The following is a 17,392-nucleotide window of genomic DNA, read 5'->3' on the forward strand; positions in this document are numbered from 1 at the left end:
CGGGCTTAGCGCAGCAGGGAAAACAGCATTAACTGAGGTGTTGCTTTGAAAAATCCGAAGGAGTGCGGCAGGCCTGCTGGCCCGCCGGTGAGTGATTAATGCGCAGCCTTATTTAGCCGCATAAACCGCATCACAAAATGCTTTGCGCGCGCCCAGTTTGGCTGACAGGCGTGCAGCCGCTTCGCGCATCAACACACCTAACTCTTCATCTTTGCGATTCAGCGTCAGACGCGAAACCGGGCCGGTCAGCGCCAGCGCAGCGGTCAGCCGATCATTTTCGGCGAATACCGGCACGGCAAAGGCCGCGATGTGCGGATCGCGCGCGCCCGAACTGAATATTGGCAGCGACGGCAGCGCATCGAAGAGATTTTCATTCATGCCCCAGAAACGCAGCACCTTACTGATGGCTGAGTTATCGAGCGGAAAAATTGTCCCCGGCAGGCGCGTATGACGCAGGCCATCAGACGATTCAGCACGAAACAGGCACAGACGCTGGCCGTTATCCAGTACGTACCAGCTGGCGCTCTCGTTGGTCGCCGTTGCCAGCGCCTGCAATTCCGGCTGCACCACGCTGGCCAGATGGAATGATTGCTCATAAAGCTTGCCGAGGTATAACAGACGCGGGCCGAGCGTGTAGACACCGCTGTCACTGCGCACCACATAGCCCATCCTTTCCAGCGAGTTCATCAGACGATAGACAGTGGTTTTGTGATAGCCGGAAAGCTGCGACAGCGCAGTCAGCGACAGGCTCTCTTCGCCCGGCTTAAAACAATCCAGCAGGGACAACGCCTTCTCCACCGCATTAACGCCTTCATTTCCCATTTTTTCCTCCTGATTTGTGCCGTCCTGAGTGTACCTGAAAACTGTGAGTCACATCGTGTTTACATCACAAACACCTTCGTAACACTGGCATGCAGCGTCAGATCGTCGATATAGTTGTTTTATATTGTACAACATTGTTGTACCAGGTAAAACAAACCACGAGGTGAATTATGTCTGTGTCTGCAAATAACCTGATCAACCGCAACATCGAGCGCGTCAGCGCCCTGTCCGTCAGCCAGGCCGCCGCATTCCAGGCGGCGATTCTGGCCGATGTCGCCGGTCGTCGCGGCACCCTGCATGGCCGCGTTAAGCCGCTGTCGCCGCAGATGAAAGTCGCCGGGCCGGCCATCACGGTGGAAGTGCGTCCGGGCGATAACCTGGCGATTCACGCGGCGCTGGCTATCGCCCAGCCGGGTGATGTGCTGGTGGTGGACGGCAAAGGCGATATCAGTTGCGCGCTGCTGGGTGAAATCATGGCAACCCAGGCCGAAGCGTCCGGCATCGCCGGCATCATCATTGATGGTGCGGTGCGTGATGCTGACGCCCTCGCGCAGGGCAGCTATCCGGTGTTTGCTGCCGGCCTCAACCCAAGCGGCCCCACCAAAAGTATTCCCGGACGCGTTAACCATCCGGTGTCGGTGGCCGGTGCGTCGATTGAGCCGGGCGACCTGGTGGTCGGCGATGCCGATGGCGTGGTGGTGATCGCTAAACAGGATGTGGAACGCATCATTGCCCTGGCGGCGAAGAAGCTGGACGCCGAAACGCGCCGCATCGCGGGTATTAAGCAGGGCGATTTGCGTCCGGGCTGGCTGGAAGGTGCCCTGCGCGCGGCGGGTATGTTAGCAGAAGGAGAATCGCTGTAATGAGCAACGTAAAAACTATCCTCATCACCGGCAGCGACCTGGCTGCTGAAGCCGTCGAGCTGCTGCAGGACTATCAGCTGATTTATGCCGGACGCCAGCCACAGGAAGCCGATTTGATCGCGCTGTGTGAGCGCCATAATCCTCAGGCGATCATTGTGCGCTACGGCAAAATCAACGGGCGCATCATGGACGCCGCGCCGGCGCTGCGCGTGATCTCCAAGCACGGCAGCGGTATCGACGTTATCGATCAGCAGGCAGCGGCGGAACGCCAGATTGCGGTCCGCGCGGCAGTGGGTGCCAATGCCGCTGCCGTGTCGGAGCATGCCTGGGCGCTGATCCTAGCCTGTGCTAAATCCGTGCCGCAGCTGGACCGCCGGATGCGCGACGGACACTGGGATAAAGCGCAGCATAAATCGCTGGAGCTGGAAGGACGCACGCTCGGCCTGGTCGGTCTGGGTGCCATCGGCAGCCGCGTGGCGCGCATTGGCCAGGCCTTCGGTATGCAGGTGCTGGCCTACGATCCCTATGCGCAAACCTTGCCGGCTGGCTGTGAAGCGGTTGAATCACTGGATGAACTGTACAGCCGTGCCGATGTGGTGTCGCTGCACTGTCCGCTGACGGACAGCAATCACCAGATGATCAACGCGGCCGCCCTCGCCCGTTTCAAGCCTGGCGCTATTCTGGTCAATACCGCGCGCGGCGGACTGATTGACGATCAGGCGGTGGCGGCCGCGCTGCAAAACGGCACGCTGCGTGCCGCCGGACTGGACAGCTTCACCAGCGAGCCGCTGACTGCACCGCATTTGTGGCAGTCGCTTAACAACGTGATTATTACGCCGCACATTGGCGGCGTGAGCGACAATGCTTACGTGCGCATGGGCACCGGTGCCGCGCGCAACGCGTTGCAGGTTCTGCAGGAGCAGGAGGCGGTATCATGACCGTGCTCACCGAACCGGAGGTGCGCGAGTTAACGCTGTTTTCGCGCCTGCCTGAAGCGTTTCGCCGGCCGGACGCCGGCAATGTCTGGGCTGCCGCCAATCGCGGCGGCCAGCTTACCGACTCCTTTCTTGAAGGCCCGGTGTGGCATCCCACCGGCTGTCTGTATGTCACCGACATTCCCTATGGCCGCATCTTTCGCGTCGATATGAGCGGCAACTGGGAGCTGGTGGTGCAGTATGACGGTGAGCCCAACGGCATGAAGCTGACCGATCCGGACACGCTGATCATCACCGATTACCGTAACGGCCTGATGAAACTGTCAATCAGCAGCGCCACTATCACGCCGTGGCTGACGCGGCGTAACAGCGAAAGCTTTCGCGGCGTCAACGATTTAACGCCTGACAGTCGCGGCAATCTCTATTTCACCGATCAGGGCCAGACCGGGCTGCACGATGCCAGCGGACGCGTCTATCGGCTCAGTCCGGATGGCCGGCTGGATCTGCTGCTGGATAACTGCCCGAGCCCGAACGGCCTGGTGCTGTCGCCGGATGAGAAAATCCTCTACGTGGCGATGACGCGCGGCAACTGCGTGTGGCGCGTGCCGCTGCTGGCGGATGGTTCGGTGAGCAAAGTCGGACTGTTCTTTACCTCGCACGGACCCAGCGGGCCGGACGGGCTGACCATCAATCAGCGCGGTGAACTGCTGATCGCCAATCCCGGCCTGGGGCGCGTCTGGCGTCTTAACGATCTGGCTGAACCGGAAGAGATTCTGCTCAGTCCGCTGGGTCGCTCCACCACCAACCTGTGCTTCGGCGGGGCCGGCCTTAACCAGCTGTTTATCACCGAATCGGTCAGCGGCAGCATCCTGACCTGCACCCAGAACACGCCAGGCCGCGCGTTGCCGGCCATCGATACCTCGTTTCTCTGACTACAACTCTGCGTCATCCGAACGCACCGGAGATTACTATGACCCTGCACTCAACATCCAGCCCTGCGCAGGCTCAGCCGGCTGCGGTGCCACCCCGCCATGAAACGCTCAGCGAACAGGATTTCTAGGACAGTGAGCAGGCGGCCGCCAAAGCCTTTCGTCGCATTCTGCCGTTTATCTTTATCTGTTACGTGGTCAGCTACCTTGACCGCACCAACGTCAGCTTTGCCGCGCTGGGCATGAACGCCGATCTCGGCATCACCGCCGAACAGTTTGGCTTCGGCGCAGGCATGTTTTTTATCGGCTATTTCCTGTTTGAAATTCCCAGCAATCTGATCATGCAAAAAGTGGGCGCGCGCATCTGGATCGCGCGCATCATGATTTCGTGGGGGTTGATTTCGATGGCGACCGCGTTCATCAGCGGCCCCGTCAGCTTTGCCGTTGCGCGCTTCTGTCTCGGCGTAGCAGAGGCCGGCTTTACCCCCGGCATCTATCTGTTCTTTACCTACTGGTTCCCCGGCAGCTGGCGCGCCAAAATCACCGCCGCGTTCCTGGTCGGCATTCCGGTGGCCAATATCATCGGCTCACCGATTTCCGGCGCGCTGATGCAGATCACCGGCCATGAGCATATCCGTAACTGGCAGTGGCTGCTGTTGATTGAGGGCTTACCGGCGGTGATCCTCGGTGTTATGTGCCTGTTTGTGCTGAGCGACCGGCCGGAGAAAGCGCGCTGGCTGGCGCCGCGTGAACAGCAGTTGCTGAGCCGGCGACTGGCCGATGAGCAACAGCAAATCGCGGCAACGCACGGTTCCCAGATGCGCGACGCGCTGCGCAATCCACTGCTGTATCTGCTGGCGTTTATTAACTTTTGCGGCATTGTGGGTTCGATCGGCGTGGGACTGTGGATGCCGCAGATCATTAAACAGCTCGGCGTGAGCCATACGGCAACCGGCTTTCTTGCCGCGCTGCCCTATGTCTGCGGTGCCGTGAGCATGCTGTTGTGGGCGCGCCGCGCTAATGCATCAGCGCACCGTATTCGCTGGATCAGCGGCGCGCTGGTGATCGCCGCCTTAGCCCTGATGTGCAGCGCGCTGAGCGATGCGCCGGTGATCAAAATGCTGGCACTGTGCTGCACCGTCAGCGGTATTCTGGCGTTTCAGGCCTCGTTCTGGGCGCTGCCTTCCGGCTTTTTGACCGGCAATGCCGCGGCAGGCGGCTTAGCTATGATTGTCTCGATTGGTAATCTCGGCGGCTTCTTCGGCCCGTCGCTGATCGGCTATGTGCGTCAGTCTACCGGCGGCTTTATGTGGGCGCTGCTGGCGGTGGCGGCAGTCCTGATGATTGGCGCACTGGCGGTCGCCATGGTGAAAGATCCGTGGCGCCAGCGCAGCGCTGAGCAGAGATAATAACGCCGCGTTTCCCGGTGTGCCTGTGGCGCATCGGGAAACGGCTGTTTTAAAGGATGAAAGCAGGATAACGTCAGACGTGATGAGCCAGATGCGTGCCCTCCCTGGCACAGGCTCATGAGATTATTTCCCGGTGCTGGCCACCGGCTGTTCCGCTTCAACGTGCAGCTTTTTGCTGCGTCCCATCAGCAATACCGCAATGCCGCCCGCCGCGCACAGCAGCGCCAGAGGAATCATCGCCATCGCATGGCTGCCGGTTTTCTCATTGATGATGCCGTAAACGTTCACCATCAGCCCACCACCAATCAGGTTGGCCATCGCGCCGATAGCAGCCAGACCGGCCGCAGCGGTGGTTGAGGACATCCAGCCCGAGGCCAGCGCCCAGAATGGCCCTTTCATCGAGTAGGCACCAATCAGCACCAGTGACAGAATCACCACGCTGCCCGCCAGCGTATCGGTCAGGAACGCCGCCAGCAGTCCACCGGCAATCAGGAACAGCGTCAGCGCGGTGTGCCAGCGACGCTCACCGCTGCGGTCAGAGCTGCGGCCCCAGACAATCATCAGAATCGATGCCAGACCGTACGGAATCGCATTCATCAAACCGGTGGTGAAGTTATCCAGACCAAATGATTTCAGCAGCTGCGGTGACCAGACGCTCAGCGTCGAACCCGCTGCCGACGCGCCGGCGTAAATCAGCGCCATCACCCAGATATGCTTGTGGCGCAGCAGCTGCCACAGCGTGATATGACCAATCGCTTTACGCTGTGCATTCTCTTCAGCCAGTTTGCCGCTCAGCCAGTTGCGCTGTTCGCTGGTCAGCCAGTGGGCATTTTCCGGACGATTGCTGAGCAGGAAGAATGCCAGCACCCCCAGCACAATCGCCGGGAACCCTTCGATGATAAACAGCCAGTGCCAGCCGCGCAGGCCGAACCAGCCGTCCATCGTCAGGATTGCGCCCGAGATCGGCGAGCCAATAAAGTTGGCTGCCGGGATCGCCACCATAAAGGTCGCAATCACGCGCGCGCGATATTTCGCCGGAATCCAGTAAGTCAGATATAGGATCACGCCGGGAAAGAAGCCGGCTTCGGCGGCGCCCAGCAGAAAGCGCAGCACGTAGAGCATTTCCGCACTGCTGACGAACGCGGTGCACACCGAGACAATGCCCCAGGTCACCATGATGCGCGAAATCCAGATTTTGGCGCCAATCTTCTGCATCGCGAGGTTGCTTGGCACCTCAAACAGAAAATAGCCAACAAAAAACAGGCTGCTTGCCAGGCCAAACACCGCTTTGCTCAGCCCGAGATCTTCATTCATTTGCAGGGAAGCCATGCCGATGTTGCCGCGATCGATAATGGCGATCAGATAGCAGACGATCAGGAACGGCAGAATGCGCCAGATGACGCGTTTTACGGTCTGCTGCTCAATATCGGGCACAGCGGCCGCGCGGGTTATCTTGTCAGACATAGAGTTCCTCACAGAGTCATGGCTTAACGCAAATCGGCCAGTGTTGTTGTTTTACTCTGTACAACATGCGTGTACATAGTAAAACTATTATGTTTGGCCGCGCGACCCTGCGCAGAAAAATGTGTCCGGGCTGCGTGATTTGTCACAAAAAGGTAGCCAGTTGATTATGGATATGTGATGCAGCTGTCAGTTTCTGCTGCAGCACGGGAAAATACCAGCATTCATTCTGCCAGGCGACAGTGGAATTACTTTGCAACATCTTGCCGTTTACCCGCGGCGTCATTCTGCGGTATACCCATTGCCTCACCGCGTAACGCGCTTATCAGGATGCAAAAATGTTCGTAAAGCACTATGACGTAGATGAAAGCCATATCGATTTTCAGGGCGTGGTCGACGGGCTGTACTACCCGTTTTACATGGAGTGGACGCGCCACGCTTACATGCGCGAGGCGCTGGGTATCGACATTGAAGAAGAGTTCAGTCAGGGCAAGATTTACATGGTGCTGGAGTACACGCTGCGCTTCCGCAAGAGCCTGGTGAAAGGCGATAAGGTGGAAGTCACCTGCGCGCTGGAGCAGAACGAGAAGCGCAATCGCGTGAACTTCGTGCAGCAAATCAAGGTCGACGGCGTGGTGTATGCCGAGGCCACGTTTGTTGCCACCTGTCTCGCCAATGGGCGTCCGTCAATGCCGGAAGCGGTAACGCGCGCGCTCGGCCTGTAACGTTACACACTATGTGGCAGCAGCCTGCTCTATGCCTGCTGCCACTCTGCAACCAGCGTCTCCACCAGCTGTGCCGCCGGCAGCGCGCGCACCCGCGCCACCCCCTGACCCGCCCACTGCGCACCGAAGCCGTCCTCGCCGTGTGCAGCAGCCGCTGCTGCCAGGGCTTTTCCCAGCGCATAGGTCAGCGGATAGTCAGGAATCTCCTCCGGCGTTACGTCATGGCATAATTCACAAAATGCGTTGCGCACGCAGCGCGCCTGACGCCCGGAGATCGCCGCCGTCATTACCGTGCCACGCGCGCCAGCTGCCAGCAGCGCGCGACGATAGGCCGCACTGGCCGCCGATTCGGGACACAGCACAAACGCCGTACCGAGCTGTACACCGCTGGCACCCAGTTTCATCATCGTCGCGATGCCGGCACCGTCCATCACGCCGCCCGCTGCCACCACCGGCAGCGCGGTGTGCTGACGAATCGCCTGCACCAGCGCAACGGTCGAAAGCTGCTGGTCTGGCGCGCCCGGATCAAAATGGCCGCGATGACCACCGGCTTCATAACCCTGCGCCACAATGATATCGATACCACTGCCTGCAATTGCCCGTGCTTCCTGCGGACTGGTGGCGGTCGCCAGCGTGACAATGTCACGTTGCTTTAGCCGGGTGATGGCCGTGGCATCGGGAATGCCGAAATGGAAACTGACCGCCGCCGGCCGCGCCTGCTCCAGCACCGTCAGCATCGCCTCATTGTGCAAAAAGCTCTGATAGATCTCCGTTAGTGCCGGCGGCAGCGCCGTCTGGTACTGCGCAAACTGCGGGCTGAACCGGCTGATCCACGCCGCCTCGCGCGCGGCATCCCGCCTTGCCGGCGCGTGGCAAAATACGTTGACGTTGATCGGGCCACGCGTCAGCGCCTGGGTGTGGGCAATCATTTCTGCCGCCTGCTGCGGTGTCACCGCGCCAACGCTAATCGATCCCAGCGCCCCGGCATTGGATACCGCTGCGGCCAGCTGCGGCGTGGCGACACCGGCCATCGGTGCCTGAATCAGCGGATACTGCAGTTTTAACAGCTGGCACAGCGCGGTCGTCATGGTGATTTTTCTCCAACCCGTCATCGGGCGTTGATTGCGTCACGTCTCGGGCATTAACATACATTTAACATGCATCTTTTAACAAGTCCGCTGGACACTTTTCTTACCCGCACGCGCGGTGTTGATCACTTTTTTCTCACATTTTTAACGCCACGGTCGATAATCAAAGTTGCATAGCAAAATCAGCTTTCAGCTTGCGCTGTAACAACATCAGGCAGGTAACACCATTACACACCCCACCTGCGCACATCGGTGCGCAGCGAGACAGCAGCCTGTGCCTGTGGCACGGCTGTAATGGACAACCGGGGAAATCATGCGGTGCCGTCCACTGGACGCGCCGAATGCGTTAGCACGCGCGCATCTGCGCCTGCATTTCGTTCAACAGCATACCAAGCGCCTGAGGTCTCTCATGTTCGGGGTGAAAAAATCGAGCCTTTCTCTGCCATTTGCCAAAAGTGGCGACATTGCTAAGGATATTGAAGCGATAAAGCAGCATGTTGCGTGGATTGAGTTTTCACCGGCCGGTGAAATCCTCAGCGCCAATGCACAATTTTTACAGGTCACCGGCTATCAGCTGCATGAAATTCAGGGACAGCATCACCGGATTTTCTGCAGCCCTGCTTACAGCCAGTCTTCCGACTATTACGCCTTCTGGCAAACGCTGGCCGCCGGCGAATCGGTGAACGGCATTTTTGAGCGTTTCAACAAGCAGCATCAGCGCTTCTGGCTCAGCGCGACCTATTTTCCGGTGAGCGATGAGCGCGGCAAAGTGTACAAAGTGATCAAGGTCGCGAGCGACATCACTGCGCGCCATCAGGAGCTGGAGCATAAAGAGGCGGTGATAACGGCGCTGGACCGTTCGATGGCGGTGATTGAATTCACGCCGGACGGTCACATCATTACCGCCAACGCCAACTTCCTCACCCACATGGGCTATACCCTGCCAGCCATCGCCGGCCAGCATCATCGCCTGTTCTGCTTCGACAATTTTTACCGCGAGAATCCGGACTTCTGGCGCAAAATCGGCAACGGTCAGCATTTTGTCGGTCGCTTTGAGCGTAAGACCGCCAGCGGCGAGCGCATCTGGCTGGAGGCGAGCTACAACCCGGTGTTTGACGGCGATGGTAAGGTCTACAAAGTGATTAAGATCGCCTCGGATATCACCGCGCGCGTCGAGGCGGCAAAGCGCGTGGCGGATATCGCGCTGACCACCTCTGAGCAGACCTCACAAATTACCGATAACGCTAATGAAGTGCTGGACGAAACGGTGCGTAACTCCGGACTGGTGGCGCAGCAGGTGAATGCCGCCGCCGAAATTGGCGCGCAACTCACCGCCTCGGCCAGGAGCATCAGCGACGTGGTGGAAACCATCAACCTGATTGCTTCACAGACCAACATTCTGGCACTGAATGCCGCCATCGAATCCGCACGCGCTGGCGAGGCCGGACGTGGCTTCAGCGTGGTGGCAGGTGAAGTACGCCGCCTGGCGGCCTCGACCGCCAGCGCCACCAAACAGATTTCCGTGGTCGTGGAGCAAAATGCCGACCTGATCCAGCAGATGTATCAGCAGCTGGATGAGGTCAGGCAATTTGTGGTGACCGAACAGGAGAAGATCAGCGTGCTGTCGCGCAGCCTGCGGGAAATCAACAGTGGCGTACACGAGTTTGTGAACGTCATTCACCGGCTGGATGTGTGACAGCGTACGCGGGAGCGCTGGCTCCCGCGCGTTTACAGCCCACTGCCCGCCTGCGGCGCGGGCTGCCGCTTCCACTTCAGCGCATTACGCAGCGCCGGTTCGGCATATTTACTGATCAGCCAGGCAACGAAATATAGTACGCTGGCCACCACCACCGGCAGCATCGTCATCACCGCCTCATTTTTGATATAGCCATTAAGCTTAATCAATATCGCGATCATTAAATTTTCATGAATCAGATACAGGGCGTAACTGACAAATCCGATGGCGGTGAAAAAGCGCAGGGAAAGCCAGCGCTCAATCTGTCTGGAATAAAAGCTGGCGATAAAAAACAGCATTACCAGTAGCAGCGGTATCACGGCGACCACGCCGCTGTTTTTAACGTAGTAGCTGAAATTAATCAGCAAGGCCAGCGCGGTCAGTGCGTAGTGATAACGTTTATCGCGCCCGTGCAGACGTTCATAAACCAGACAGCCGACCATAAACCAGGCGTAGTGAATAAAACCGAATTTTGAAATGACATCGATTAATAATGGATGGCCGAGTGATTTCAATACCGATGAGGCGGAAAGTAATAACATCGGCACAATCAGCGCCGGCAGACAATATTTACGTCCGAGGGTGAAATAAACCGCGCCAATAATCAGATAAAACAGCGCTTCAACATAGAGAGACCAGAACGATCCGGCCATGGAGCGGAATTCAATGCCGGTGAGCTGCGTCAGCGTCTCAGGATTAATAAATATCAGACCGGGCAGCAGGTTGCGGCTTTCCGGTGTCATCAGCGACCACTCCGGAAAAAAGCCGCCGGCAACGTACAGCAGCAGACTGGCTATCAGCATCGCCGGAAACAGGCGCAGCCAGCGTTTTTTGAGAAAGCTGAGGTAGCCGTGTGATTTATCCAGCGTCATAAATATGACAAAGCCGGAGATCATAAAAAACAACTGCACGCCGACCCAGCCAAATGCCAGCAGCGGAATATGCTGGGTAGTGGCGGCATACGGCAACAGTTCGGGCCAGCGAGCATAGGCGTGATAAGCAATCACCAGCAGGATCGCTAATCCGCGCATGCCATCAAGATGCGTGATACGTGGTTGCATAAGTGGTCTCTGGAAAGAGGAGCAGATGGGTTTCAGCAAATTAGCACTGACAAAGATTTACACTCAACAAGAATAGTCCTGGATAACGCACCATCATTTAACCAGGAAATTCTTTAAGTCCTGAACGTTAAATCACGCTCTGATAAATTATGGCTGTAATATATTTATCGTCATCAGCATGAAATAAACACTAAGCTATGAGCGCAACGGGAAAAATTTACCGGCATTCGCCGAATTGCCCTGGTGTAAACGCAGCGGCAGGGCCTTTTATTAACAGACCTTATGCAGATCTGATTGCGCCACGGCATCGTCGGTCTTCTGGCCGAATATGCGATCTGTTTTTGCCGCTCCGCTCACGCTTTTTTTACTTTTTCGCCCAGGTTCGGCGCAGTCATGCCGATACTCATAACGTACTTATGAAATATCATTTTACTGGTTTGTGATAAGTCTATGATGGCGAAACGTTCACTGATGGATTTCCCGACCGATGGTCGGATGCGCGGACTGATGCGCCAGCCGATGCTGCTGATGGTGCTGCTGATTTTTCTTTCCTTTATGGTGGCGCTGGTGACGCTGTGCTTTATCGCCAGCGATCTCAACCAGCAGGAGGCGCGGCAAAACCGCCTGCTGCTGGAGAAGGCGTTGCAGACGCGTCAGGAAGTGATGCAGTTTCACCTCTCCGATAATGCAGAATGGGGCGAAGCCTATCAAAATCTGCACCGCACGCTGAATACTGACTGGGCGTGGACGCGGCAGAATCTGGGTGAATCGCTGTTCCAGACCTTTGCCTACGAGGGCGTGTTTGTCATCGCGCCGCGCGGCGATACGGTTTACAGCGTGATCGACGGTCAGCTGCAGCAACGCGATTTCACCGGCTGGCTCGGTCGCCAGCAACTGCCCGCGCTGCGTCAGCAGTTACAGCACAATGACGGTAAGGCGCTGTCGCGCTTTGTGGTGGTAAACCAGCAACTGGTGCTGCTGTGCGCGGCCTGGATCACCACCGGTGGCGATAACAGCGTGCCGCAGGAGCCCGGCCCGCCATCGCTGATGATCTTTGCCGATCGCCTGACGCCGCAAAAATTACAGCAGCTGGGGCACGAGTACGGCATCAACGCACTGCGGGTGGAATTCGCTGCACCCCGTGCGCCAGTGGCGGAAAGCCTGCGCCTCGCCGCCGACGGCCATGACGCTACGCTGCGCTGGACCAGCAGCAACCCTGGCGGTAAATTGCTGGCCGCCCTGCTGCCGCTGCTGGTGATCGCCATGCTGATCACGCTGTATGGCGCCATCATGCTGATGCGCAACGCGCTGCGTAAAGCGCAGCTCAATGATGAAAATACGCTGCTGCTGGCGCAAAGCCAGCGGGCGCTCAGCGCCAGCGAACGCCGCTTTCGTGATATCGCCGAAATTACCACCGACTGGATTTGGGAGATGGACGACCAGCTGCGCTTCAGCTGGGTTTCCGGCCGTTTCCCGGTAGTGACCGGGTTTACCAGCGAGGAGTGGCTGCAGCGCACGCTACTGGATTTCCTGCTGTGCGATGAGCACCAGCGCGCCCGGCTTTTGCAGCTGGCTGACTCGGGCGGTCAGCTCACGCTGAACGGCTGCCGCTATCTCTCCGCCCAGCATCAGCCGCGCTACTGCAATCTGACCCTCAAGCGCGTCAGCCTGGCGCACGGCGTCAGCGGCTTTCGCGGCAGCGCCAGCGACGTAACGCTGGAAGTTGAAGCGCAGGCGCGCGCGCACTATCTGTCGCACTTCGATGAACTGACCGGACTGGCCAACCGCGTGCAGATGCGCGAATTCCTCACGGGGCAGCTGAGCCTGCCGCTGCCGGCGCAGCCGCTGCTGGCGATGATTATGATCGATCTGGATAAATTTAAACCGGTCAATGATCTCTACGGTCATGCGGCGGGCGATCAGGTGCTGCATGCGGTATCAGATCGTATCCGGCGCACGCTCAACGGCAACGGCCTGGTGGCGCGGCTCGGCGGCGATGAGTTTGTGGTGATTCTGCCGGAGGCGGGCAGCCGCGAGCAGGTCGACGCGCTATGTCAGCAGCTCATCGCCCAGCTCAATCTGCCGTTCCCGGTGTACGACAACGACATCCACATCGGCGGCAGTCTCGGCATCGCGCTGGCACCGCAGGATGCCGACAACGCCAGCGATTTGCTGCGCTTCGCCGACATCGCGCTGTATAAAGCGAAAAACAGCGGCCGCAACCAGTGGATATTTTTCGACCGTGACATGGAAGAGAAAATTGTGCAGCGGCGCGAAATGGAGCATGAGCTACGCGCAGCGCTGCAGGAGAACCAGCTGCGACTGGTCTATCAGACGCGCTATGACCTGATCGCGCAGCGCATCAGCGCGGTCGAGGCGCTGGTACGCTGGCAGCATCCGCGGCTGGGCTTACTGATGCCCGATCAGTTTATTCCGCTAGCCGAAGAGACCGGCCTGATCAGCGCGCTGAGCGACTGGGTGCTGCTCAATGCCTGCGAGGACATCGCCCGCTACCGGCCGGAAATGGCGGTTTCAGTGAATATTTCCGCCAGCGAATTGCAGGATAGCGCCTTAGCCGAACGCATCACCCGGGTGCTGCAGCTCAGCGGTCTGCCGAGCCAGCGGCTGGAAATTGAAGTTACGGAAAACGCGCTGCTGAGCGATCCGGACAAAACCCTGGCGGTGATGCAGGCGGTGAAAGCGCTGGGAGTGAGATTTCTGATTGATGATTTTGGCACCGGCTATGCGTCGCTGTGCTACCTGCGCGCCTTCCCGTTCGACGGCATCAAAATCGATAAATCCTTTATTTTTCCGCTGGCCGATTCGCCCCAGGCGCGCCAGGTGGTGGAAAACATGATTGGACTCGGCAAAGCCTATTCCCTCTCGGTAACCGCGGAAGGCGTGGAAACGCCGGTGCAAATGTCGCAGCTGCAGGAGCTGGCGTGCGATGCCATTCAGGGTTACTACATCGGACGACCGCTGCCGCTGCCGCAAATTTCGACCGAGCCGCCGCAGAGTGAACCGGCGCTGCACATGAATATTTGATAAAAGGTGGCGATCCTTCGCCAGAGGTGATTACAGCGACTGGTGCGCGGTTTCTTTGGCTTTCCATAAGGCAAACAGGGTGATCGCCAGCGCCAGCGTCACATATAGCGACACCCACAGCGTGCTGCCCAGCTCTTTATACAGCGAGGTAATGATCAGCGGGGCAAAACCGCCGCCGATGATGCCGGCCAGCGTATAGGCCAGTGACGAACCGGCATAGCGCACGTGACTCGGGAACTGCTCGGTGACAAACGCCGCCTGCGGACCGTACATCATGGCGTGAATCAGCAGGCCAATCACCACCGCCAGCACAATCAGCCACGGCTGAGTGCTGTCGAGCAGGACAAAAAACACAAACGACCAGACAATAGCCAGCAGCGCGCCGGCAATGTACACCGGACGGCGGCCGAGGCGGTCGGACAGCGCGCCAAACAGCGGCACCGTCAACGCGTTGCCAATCGCGCCGACCATCGTCGCCATCAGCGCCAGCGGACGCGGCAGCTGTAACACGGTGGTGACGTATGTCAGGGTGAACACCACCACCAGCGCGTACAGCACGTCAGAGCCGATGCGCGAGCCGCCGGCGATCAGCAGTTCACGTGGATAGCGCAGGAACACCTCTTTCAGCGGGGTGTGGCTGGTTTTCTCCGCCTGCTGCATCGCCACGAAAGTCGGGGTTTCTTCCACGCCACGCCGCAGCCACAGGCCAAACATCACCAGCAGCAGACTGAGCAGGAACGGGATGCGCCAGCCCCACTCCTGAAACTGTTCGCCGCTGAGTGACAACGTCACTAAAGTGATAAAGCCGGTGCCAATTAACGTGCCGCAGGAAGGCCCGACCTGGGCGAACGAGGCGTTACGCCCGCGCTTACTGGCTTCGCCGTGCTCCATGGAAAGCAACACCGCGCCGGCCCATTCGCCGCCCAGCGCGATGCCCTGCACAAAGCGCAGCGCCACCAGCAGAATCGGGCTCCAGATGCCCCACAGCGCATATCCGGGCAGCATGCCCATCAGCGCCGTGGTCACGCCCATGATCACCAGCGTGGTGATCAATACCGCCTTGCGCCCGGCGACATCCCCGAGATGGCCAAAAATAAAACCGCCTACCGGACGCGACACATAACCCACGGCGTAAGTTGAAAACGCCAGAATGGTGCCGACCAGCGGGTCGAAGCTGGGGAAAAACACATGGTTAAACACCAGCGCCGCCATGATGTTGTAAACGGTAAAGTCGTACCACTCAAGCGCGGTGCCGATGGAGCTGGCCGCAGCAAGACGGCCGGTGTGGGTTTTCCCTGCTGCGGCACGCGCGGCGTGCGGCAGAGTAGAATCAGTATTCGCCATGAGCCATCTCCTGTTTAGTGAGCTGCCAGCTGAGCGCATAAAATTCAGCGCGGGCATTGAGCGCCTGTGACGCGGCCGCCGCCAGTGTCTGGCAGGCATCGGCGCACGAACAGCTGAGCAGCAGCATCGGCTGCATGGCGCGCTGCGCCCGATCTTCCTGTGGCAGCGGCGTGCTCAGCGTGGTGTCCGGCGTGAGTAAGCGCGAGGCGATATAGCCCGGCACCGTGGCAACCTGCTGCTGCCAGGCGTTGAGCGTTGCAGTTTCAATGCCAGCCTGTAGCGTCAGCACCGCAAGGTGGCTGCCGCTGCCCTGACCGTGCTGCTGAGTGATGGCGCACACGCGGCGCATCGGTTTGATCATCCGCTCCAGGTTTTTTACCGACCACGGCGTCTGGCGCGTGAAGGCGGCGTAGTAATCGGCGCTGGTGAAGGTTTCCAGCGAGCGGGTTTCATACAGTCCGAGGTACTTGCGTTCAGCCTCCAGCGCCTGATAGCGCGTGCCGCTGAGAAAGCCGTCAATGGCAACGCGCTCGGCGACATGTTCATGGTCATACCATTGATTGAAATCAGCTTCGTTTTCAGCGGCGACGTTGGTGGCGACGAACAGCATGCCGTGAGGATGTGTCATTTTCAGAGACTCCGTTGCAGGATGGATTCAAGCGCCAGCGCCCAGCTAAGCAGCGCGGCATCGTTGCCATGGGTGGCGGCCAGCATCAGACCTACCGGCGCACTGCCGGGCTGATGACAAGGCAGGGAGATGGCGCAGCCGTCCAGCATGTTGATCACGCTGGTGTTGCGCAGCATCAGCAGGTTGACCTGGCGATAGCGCTCCGGGTCGTCGAGTTCGGCGATGGTCGGCGCAATCAGCGGCACGGTGGGCAGCAGCAGACCATCGAACGGGGCCACCGCCTGCTCCACCCGCTGCCGCCAGTCGGCGCGCTGCTGATACAACAGTTGTGCGTCGACCTCATTCAGCAACGCGCCGCGCTCAATGCGCATCCGTACCTGCGGGTCATAACCCGTAGCGTGCGACTGCAGCAGCGACTGATGCCACTGCCAGGCTTCCCAGGCGGTGATGCCGCCACGGGCGTTCATGGTTTCCAGTTCCGCCAGTTCAGACAGCGGCAGCTCGGTGAGCGTGGCACCCTGCGCGCGCAGCTGTGCCAGCGCGTAGTGCCACGCCTGGCTGACCGCGAAATCCAGCCCGTCCAGCACCCGGGTCTGTGGAATCGCAAAGTGCGCCCGCGTGATATCACGCTCTGTCAGCTGCAAAGGCCGATCGGTGATGACGCTGTCGAGCAGCCAGCAGCTGCGCACGTCATGGGCAATTACGCCAATACTGTCGAGTGCCGCCGATAGCGGTAGCGTGCCGGCCTGATTGATGCGGCTGGCGCTGGGTTTGAAGCCGGTCAGCCCGCACAGCGCCGCCGGTATCCGCACCGAGCCGCCGGTGTCCGTGCCGACCGCCGCGAGGCACATGCCGTCGGCCACCGCCACCGCCGCGCCGGATGAAGAACCGCCGGGAATGCGTTTTTCGCCGCGCTGCCATGGGTTAGCTGGCGTGCCGTAGTGCGGATTGATACCGAGCCCGGAAAAAGCGAACTCGGTCATGTTGGTTTTGCCGACGATAGCGGCACCGGCCTGTTTCAGCTGCTGCACGATATGCGCGTCGCGCGCGGCGGGCGGCGCATCCGCCAGCACGCGCGAGCCGGCGCAGGTGGGTTCGTCCGCCACATCAAACAGGTCTTTGATGCTGATTGGCAGTCCATCAATCGGGCTGCGCGGCTGCTGCTGTTGCCAGCGCGCATCAGCCTGCTGCGACTGCTGAACGGCGCGGTCGGCGTAGGTCCGCGTAAACACGCGTGCGCCTTCGCCCGATGGCTGCTCGGCGGCGCGTAGTGCCTGTTGCGTCGCGGCGCTTGCGGTGAGGTCTCCGGCGCGCAGTTGCTGGCTCGCCTGCCATAAGGTGGTCATA

Annotated in this window: 13 protein-coding genes and 1 pseudogene; 7 read left to right on the plus strand and 7 right to left on the minus strand. The window is 59.4% G+C overall.

The window, feature by feature from the left end:
- Positions 1–108: 108 nt before the first annotated feature.
- Positions 109–822 carry an IclR family transcriptional regulator gene (locus C1N56_RS20925; protein WP_021509502.1) on the minus strand — a complete coding sequence of 238 codons (714 nt, stop codon included), beginning with the start codon at positions 820–822 and terminating at the stop codon, positions 109–111.
- A gap of 170 nt (positions 823–992) precedes the next feature.
- On the opposite strand from C1N56_RS20925, the gene C1N56_RS20930 reads away from it, so the two are divergent.
- From C1N56_RS20930 to C1N56_RS20945, 4 genes and pseudogenes are all read left to right on the plus strand, one after another.
- Positions 993–1,685 (plus strand): RraA family protein, encoded by a 693-nt coding sequence (locus C1N56_RS20930; protein WP_021509503.1) that lies wholly within the window; start codon positions 993–995, stop codon positions 1,683–1,685.
- Positions 1,685–2,623 carry a hydroxyacid dehydrogenase gene (locus C1N56_RS20935; protein WP_058775062.1) on the plus strand — a complete coding sequence of 313 codons (939 nt, stop codon included), beginning with the start codon at positions 1,685–1,687 and terminating at the stop codon, positions 2,621–2,623. The genes C1N56_RS20930 and C1N56_RS20935 overlap by 1 nt, the downstream gene beginning before the upstream one ends.
- Positions 2,620–3,552, plus strand: coding sequence for an SMP-30/gluconolactonase/LRE family protein (locus C1N56_RS20940; RefSeq protein ID WP_394517490.1), 933 nt, complete (start codon positions 2,620–2,622; stop codon positions 3,550–3,552). The genes C1N56_RS20935 and C1N56_RS20940 overlap by 4 nt, the downstream gene beginning before the upstream one ends.
- A gap of 38 nt (positions 3,553–3,590) precedes the next feature.
- Positions 3,591–4,958: pseudogene (locus C1N56_RS20945) on the plus strand (MFS transporter).
- 123 nt (positions 4,959–5,081) lie between these two features.
- On the opposite strand, the gene C1N56_RS20950 reads toward C1N56_RS20945, so the two are convergent.
- Positions 5,082–6,422: an MFS transporter gene (locus C1N56_RS20950; protein ID WP_021509507.1), complete on the minus strand. Its 1,341-nt coding sequence runs from the start codon at positions 6,420–6,422 to the stop codon at positions 5,082–5,084.
- A 335-nt stretch (positions 6,423–6,757) separates the two neighbouring features.
- Here C1N56_RS20950 and C1N56_RS20955 point away from each other — a divergent pair, with 335 nt between their 5' ends.
- A complete protein-coding gene (locus tag C1N56_RS20955) occupies positions 6,758–7,144 on the plus strand; it encodes an acyl-CoA thioesterase (protein WP_021509508.1) in 387 nt (128 codons plus the stop codon).
- Between the two features lie 29 nt (positions 7,145–7,173).
- Here C1N56_RS20955 and C1N56_RS20960 read toward each other — a convergent pair whose 3' ends face one another.
- Complete coding sequence (locus C1N56_RS20960) at positions 7,174–8,232, minus strand: nitronate monooxygenase (protein ID WP_282995690.1); 1,059 nt, start codon at positions 8,230–8,232, stop codon at positions 7,174–7,176.
- A gap of 409 nt (positions 8,233–8,641) precedes the next feature.
- On the opposite strand from C1N56_RS20960, the gene C1N56_RS20965 reads away from it, so the two are divergent.
- Entirely contained in the window at positions 8,642–9,928 is a 1,287-nt protein-coding gene (locus tag C1N56_RS20965; protein ID WP_021509510.1) for a methyl-accepting chemotaxis protein, read from the plus strand.
- A gap of 32 nt (positions 9,929–9,960) precedes the next feature.
- On the opposite strand, the gene C1N56_RS20970 is transcribed toward C1N56_RS20965, so the two are convergent.
- Positions 9,961–11,028: an acyltransferase family protein gene (locus tag C1N56_RS20970; protein ID WP_394517491.1), complete on the minus strand. Its 1,068-nt coding sequence runs from the start codon at positions 11,026–11,028 to the stop codon at positions 9,961–9,963.
- 450 nt (positions 11,029–11,478) lie between these two features.
- On the opposite strand from C1N56_RS20970, the gene C1N56_RS20975 reads away from it, so the two are divergent.
- On the plus strand, positions 11,479–14,073 hold the full coding sequence (locus tag C1N56_RS20975) for a bifunctional diguanylate cyclase/phosphodiesterase (protein ID WP_394517492.1): 2,595 nt from the start codon (positions 11,479–11,481) through the stop codon (positions 14,071–14,073).
- Positions 14,074–14,103: 30 nt separating this feature from the next.
- Here C1N56_RS20975 and C1N56_RS20980 read toward each other — a convergent pair whose 3' ends face one another.
- Genes C1N56_RS20980 through C1N56_RS20990 form a run of 3 tightly spaced genes read right to left on the minus strand, consistent with a single transcriptional unit; the run spans position 14,104 to position 17,391 of the window.
- Positions 14,104–15,417 carry an MFS transporter gene (locus C1N56_RS20980; protein WP_021509513.1) on the minus strand — a complete coding sequence of 438 codons (1,314 nt, stop codon included), beginning with the start codon at positions 15,415–15,417 and terminating at the stop codon, positions 14,104–14,106.
- Positions 15,404–16,045, minus strand: coding sequence for a DUF4286 family protein (locus tag C1N56_RS20985; protein ID WP_031280108.1), 642 nt, complete (start codon positions 16,043–16,045; stop codon positions 15,404–15,406). The genes C1N56_RS20980 and C1N56_RS20985 overlap by 14 nt, the downstream gene beginning before the upstream one ends.
- A 2-nt stretch (positions 16,046–16,047) precedes the next feature.
- Positions 16,048–17,391: an amidase gene (locus tag C1N56_RS20990; RefSeq protein ID WP_394517493.1), complete on the minus strand. Its 1,344-nt coding sequence runs from the start codon at positions 17,389–17,391 to the stop codon at positions 16,048–16,050.
- Position 17,392 lies beyond the last annotated feature (1 nt).

The sequence above is a fragment of the Pantoea sp. SGAir0175 genome (assembly GCF_043547855.1).

Bases quoted from the DNA above. Each gene is read 5' to 3' on its own strand.
- C1N56_RS20930 (WP_021509503.1), top strand. From the start codon at position 993: ATGTCTGTGTCTGCAAATAACCTGATCAACCGCAACATCGAGCGCGTC.
- C1N56_RS20970 (WP_394517491.1), bottom strand. From the start codon at position 11,028: ATGCAACCACGTATCACGCATCTTGATGGCATGCGCGGATTAGCGATC.
- C1N56_RS20985 (WP_031280108.1), bottom strand. From the start codon at position 16,045: ATGACACATCCTCACGGCATGCTGTTCGTCGCCACCAACGTCGCCGCT.
- C1N56_RS20975 (WP_394517492.1), top strand. From the start codon at position 11,479: ATGATGGCGAAACGTTCACTGATGGATTTCCCGACCGATGGTCGGATG.
- C1N56_RS20940 (WP_394517490.1), top strand. From the start codon at position 2,620: ATGACCGTGCTCACCGAACCGGAGGTGCGCGAGTTAACGCTGTTTTCG.
- C1N56_RS20955 (WP_021509508.1), top strand. From the start codon at position 6,758: ATGTTCGTAAAGCACTATGACGTAGATGAAAGCCATATCGATTTTCAG.
- C1N56_RS20950 (WP_021509507.1), bottom strand. From the start codon at position 6,422: ATGTCTGACAAGATAACCCGCGCGGCCGCTGTGCCCGATATTGAGCAG.
- C1N56_RS20965 (WP_021509510.1), top strand. From the start codon at position 8,642: ATGTTCGGGGTGAAAAAATCGAGCCTTTCTCTGCCATTTGCCAAAAGT.
- C1N56_RS20990 (WP_394517493.1), bottom strand. From the start codon at position 17,391: ATGACCACCTTATGGCAGGCGAGCCAGCAACTGCGCGCCGGAGACCTC.
- C1N56_RS20960 (WP_282995690.1), bottom strand. From the start codon at position 8,232: ATGACGACCGCGCTGTGCCAGCTGTTAAAACTGCAGTATCCGCTGATT.
- C1N56_RS20935 (WP_058775062.1), top strand. From the start codon at position 1,685: ATGAGCAACGTAAAAACTATCCTCATCACCGGCAGCGACCTGGCTGCT.
- C1N56_RS20980 (WP_021509513.1), bottom strand. From the start codon at position 15,417: ATGGCGAATACTGATTCTACTCTGCCGCACGCCGCGCGTGCCGCAGCA.
- C1N56_RS20925 (WP_021509502.1), bottom strand. From the start codon at position 822: ATGGGAAATGAAGGCGTTAATGCGGTGGAGAAGGCGTTGTCCCTGCTG.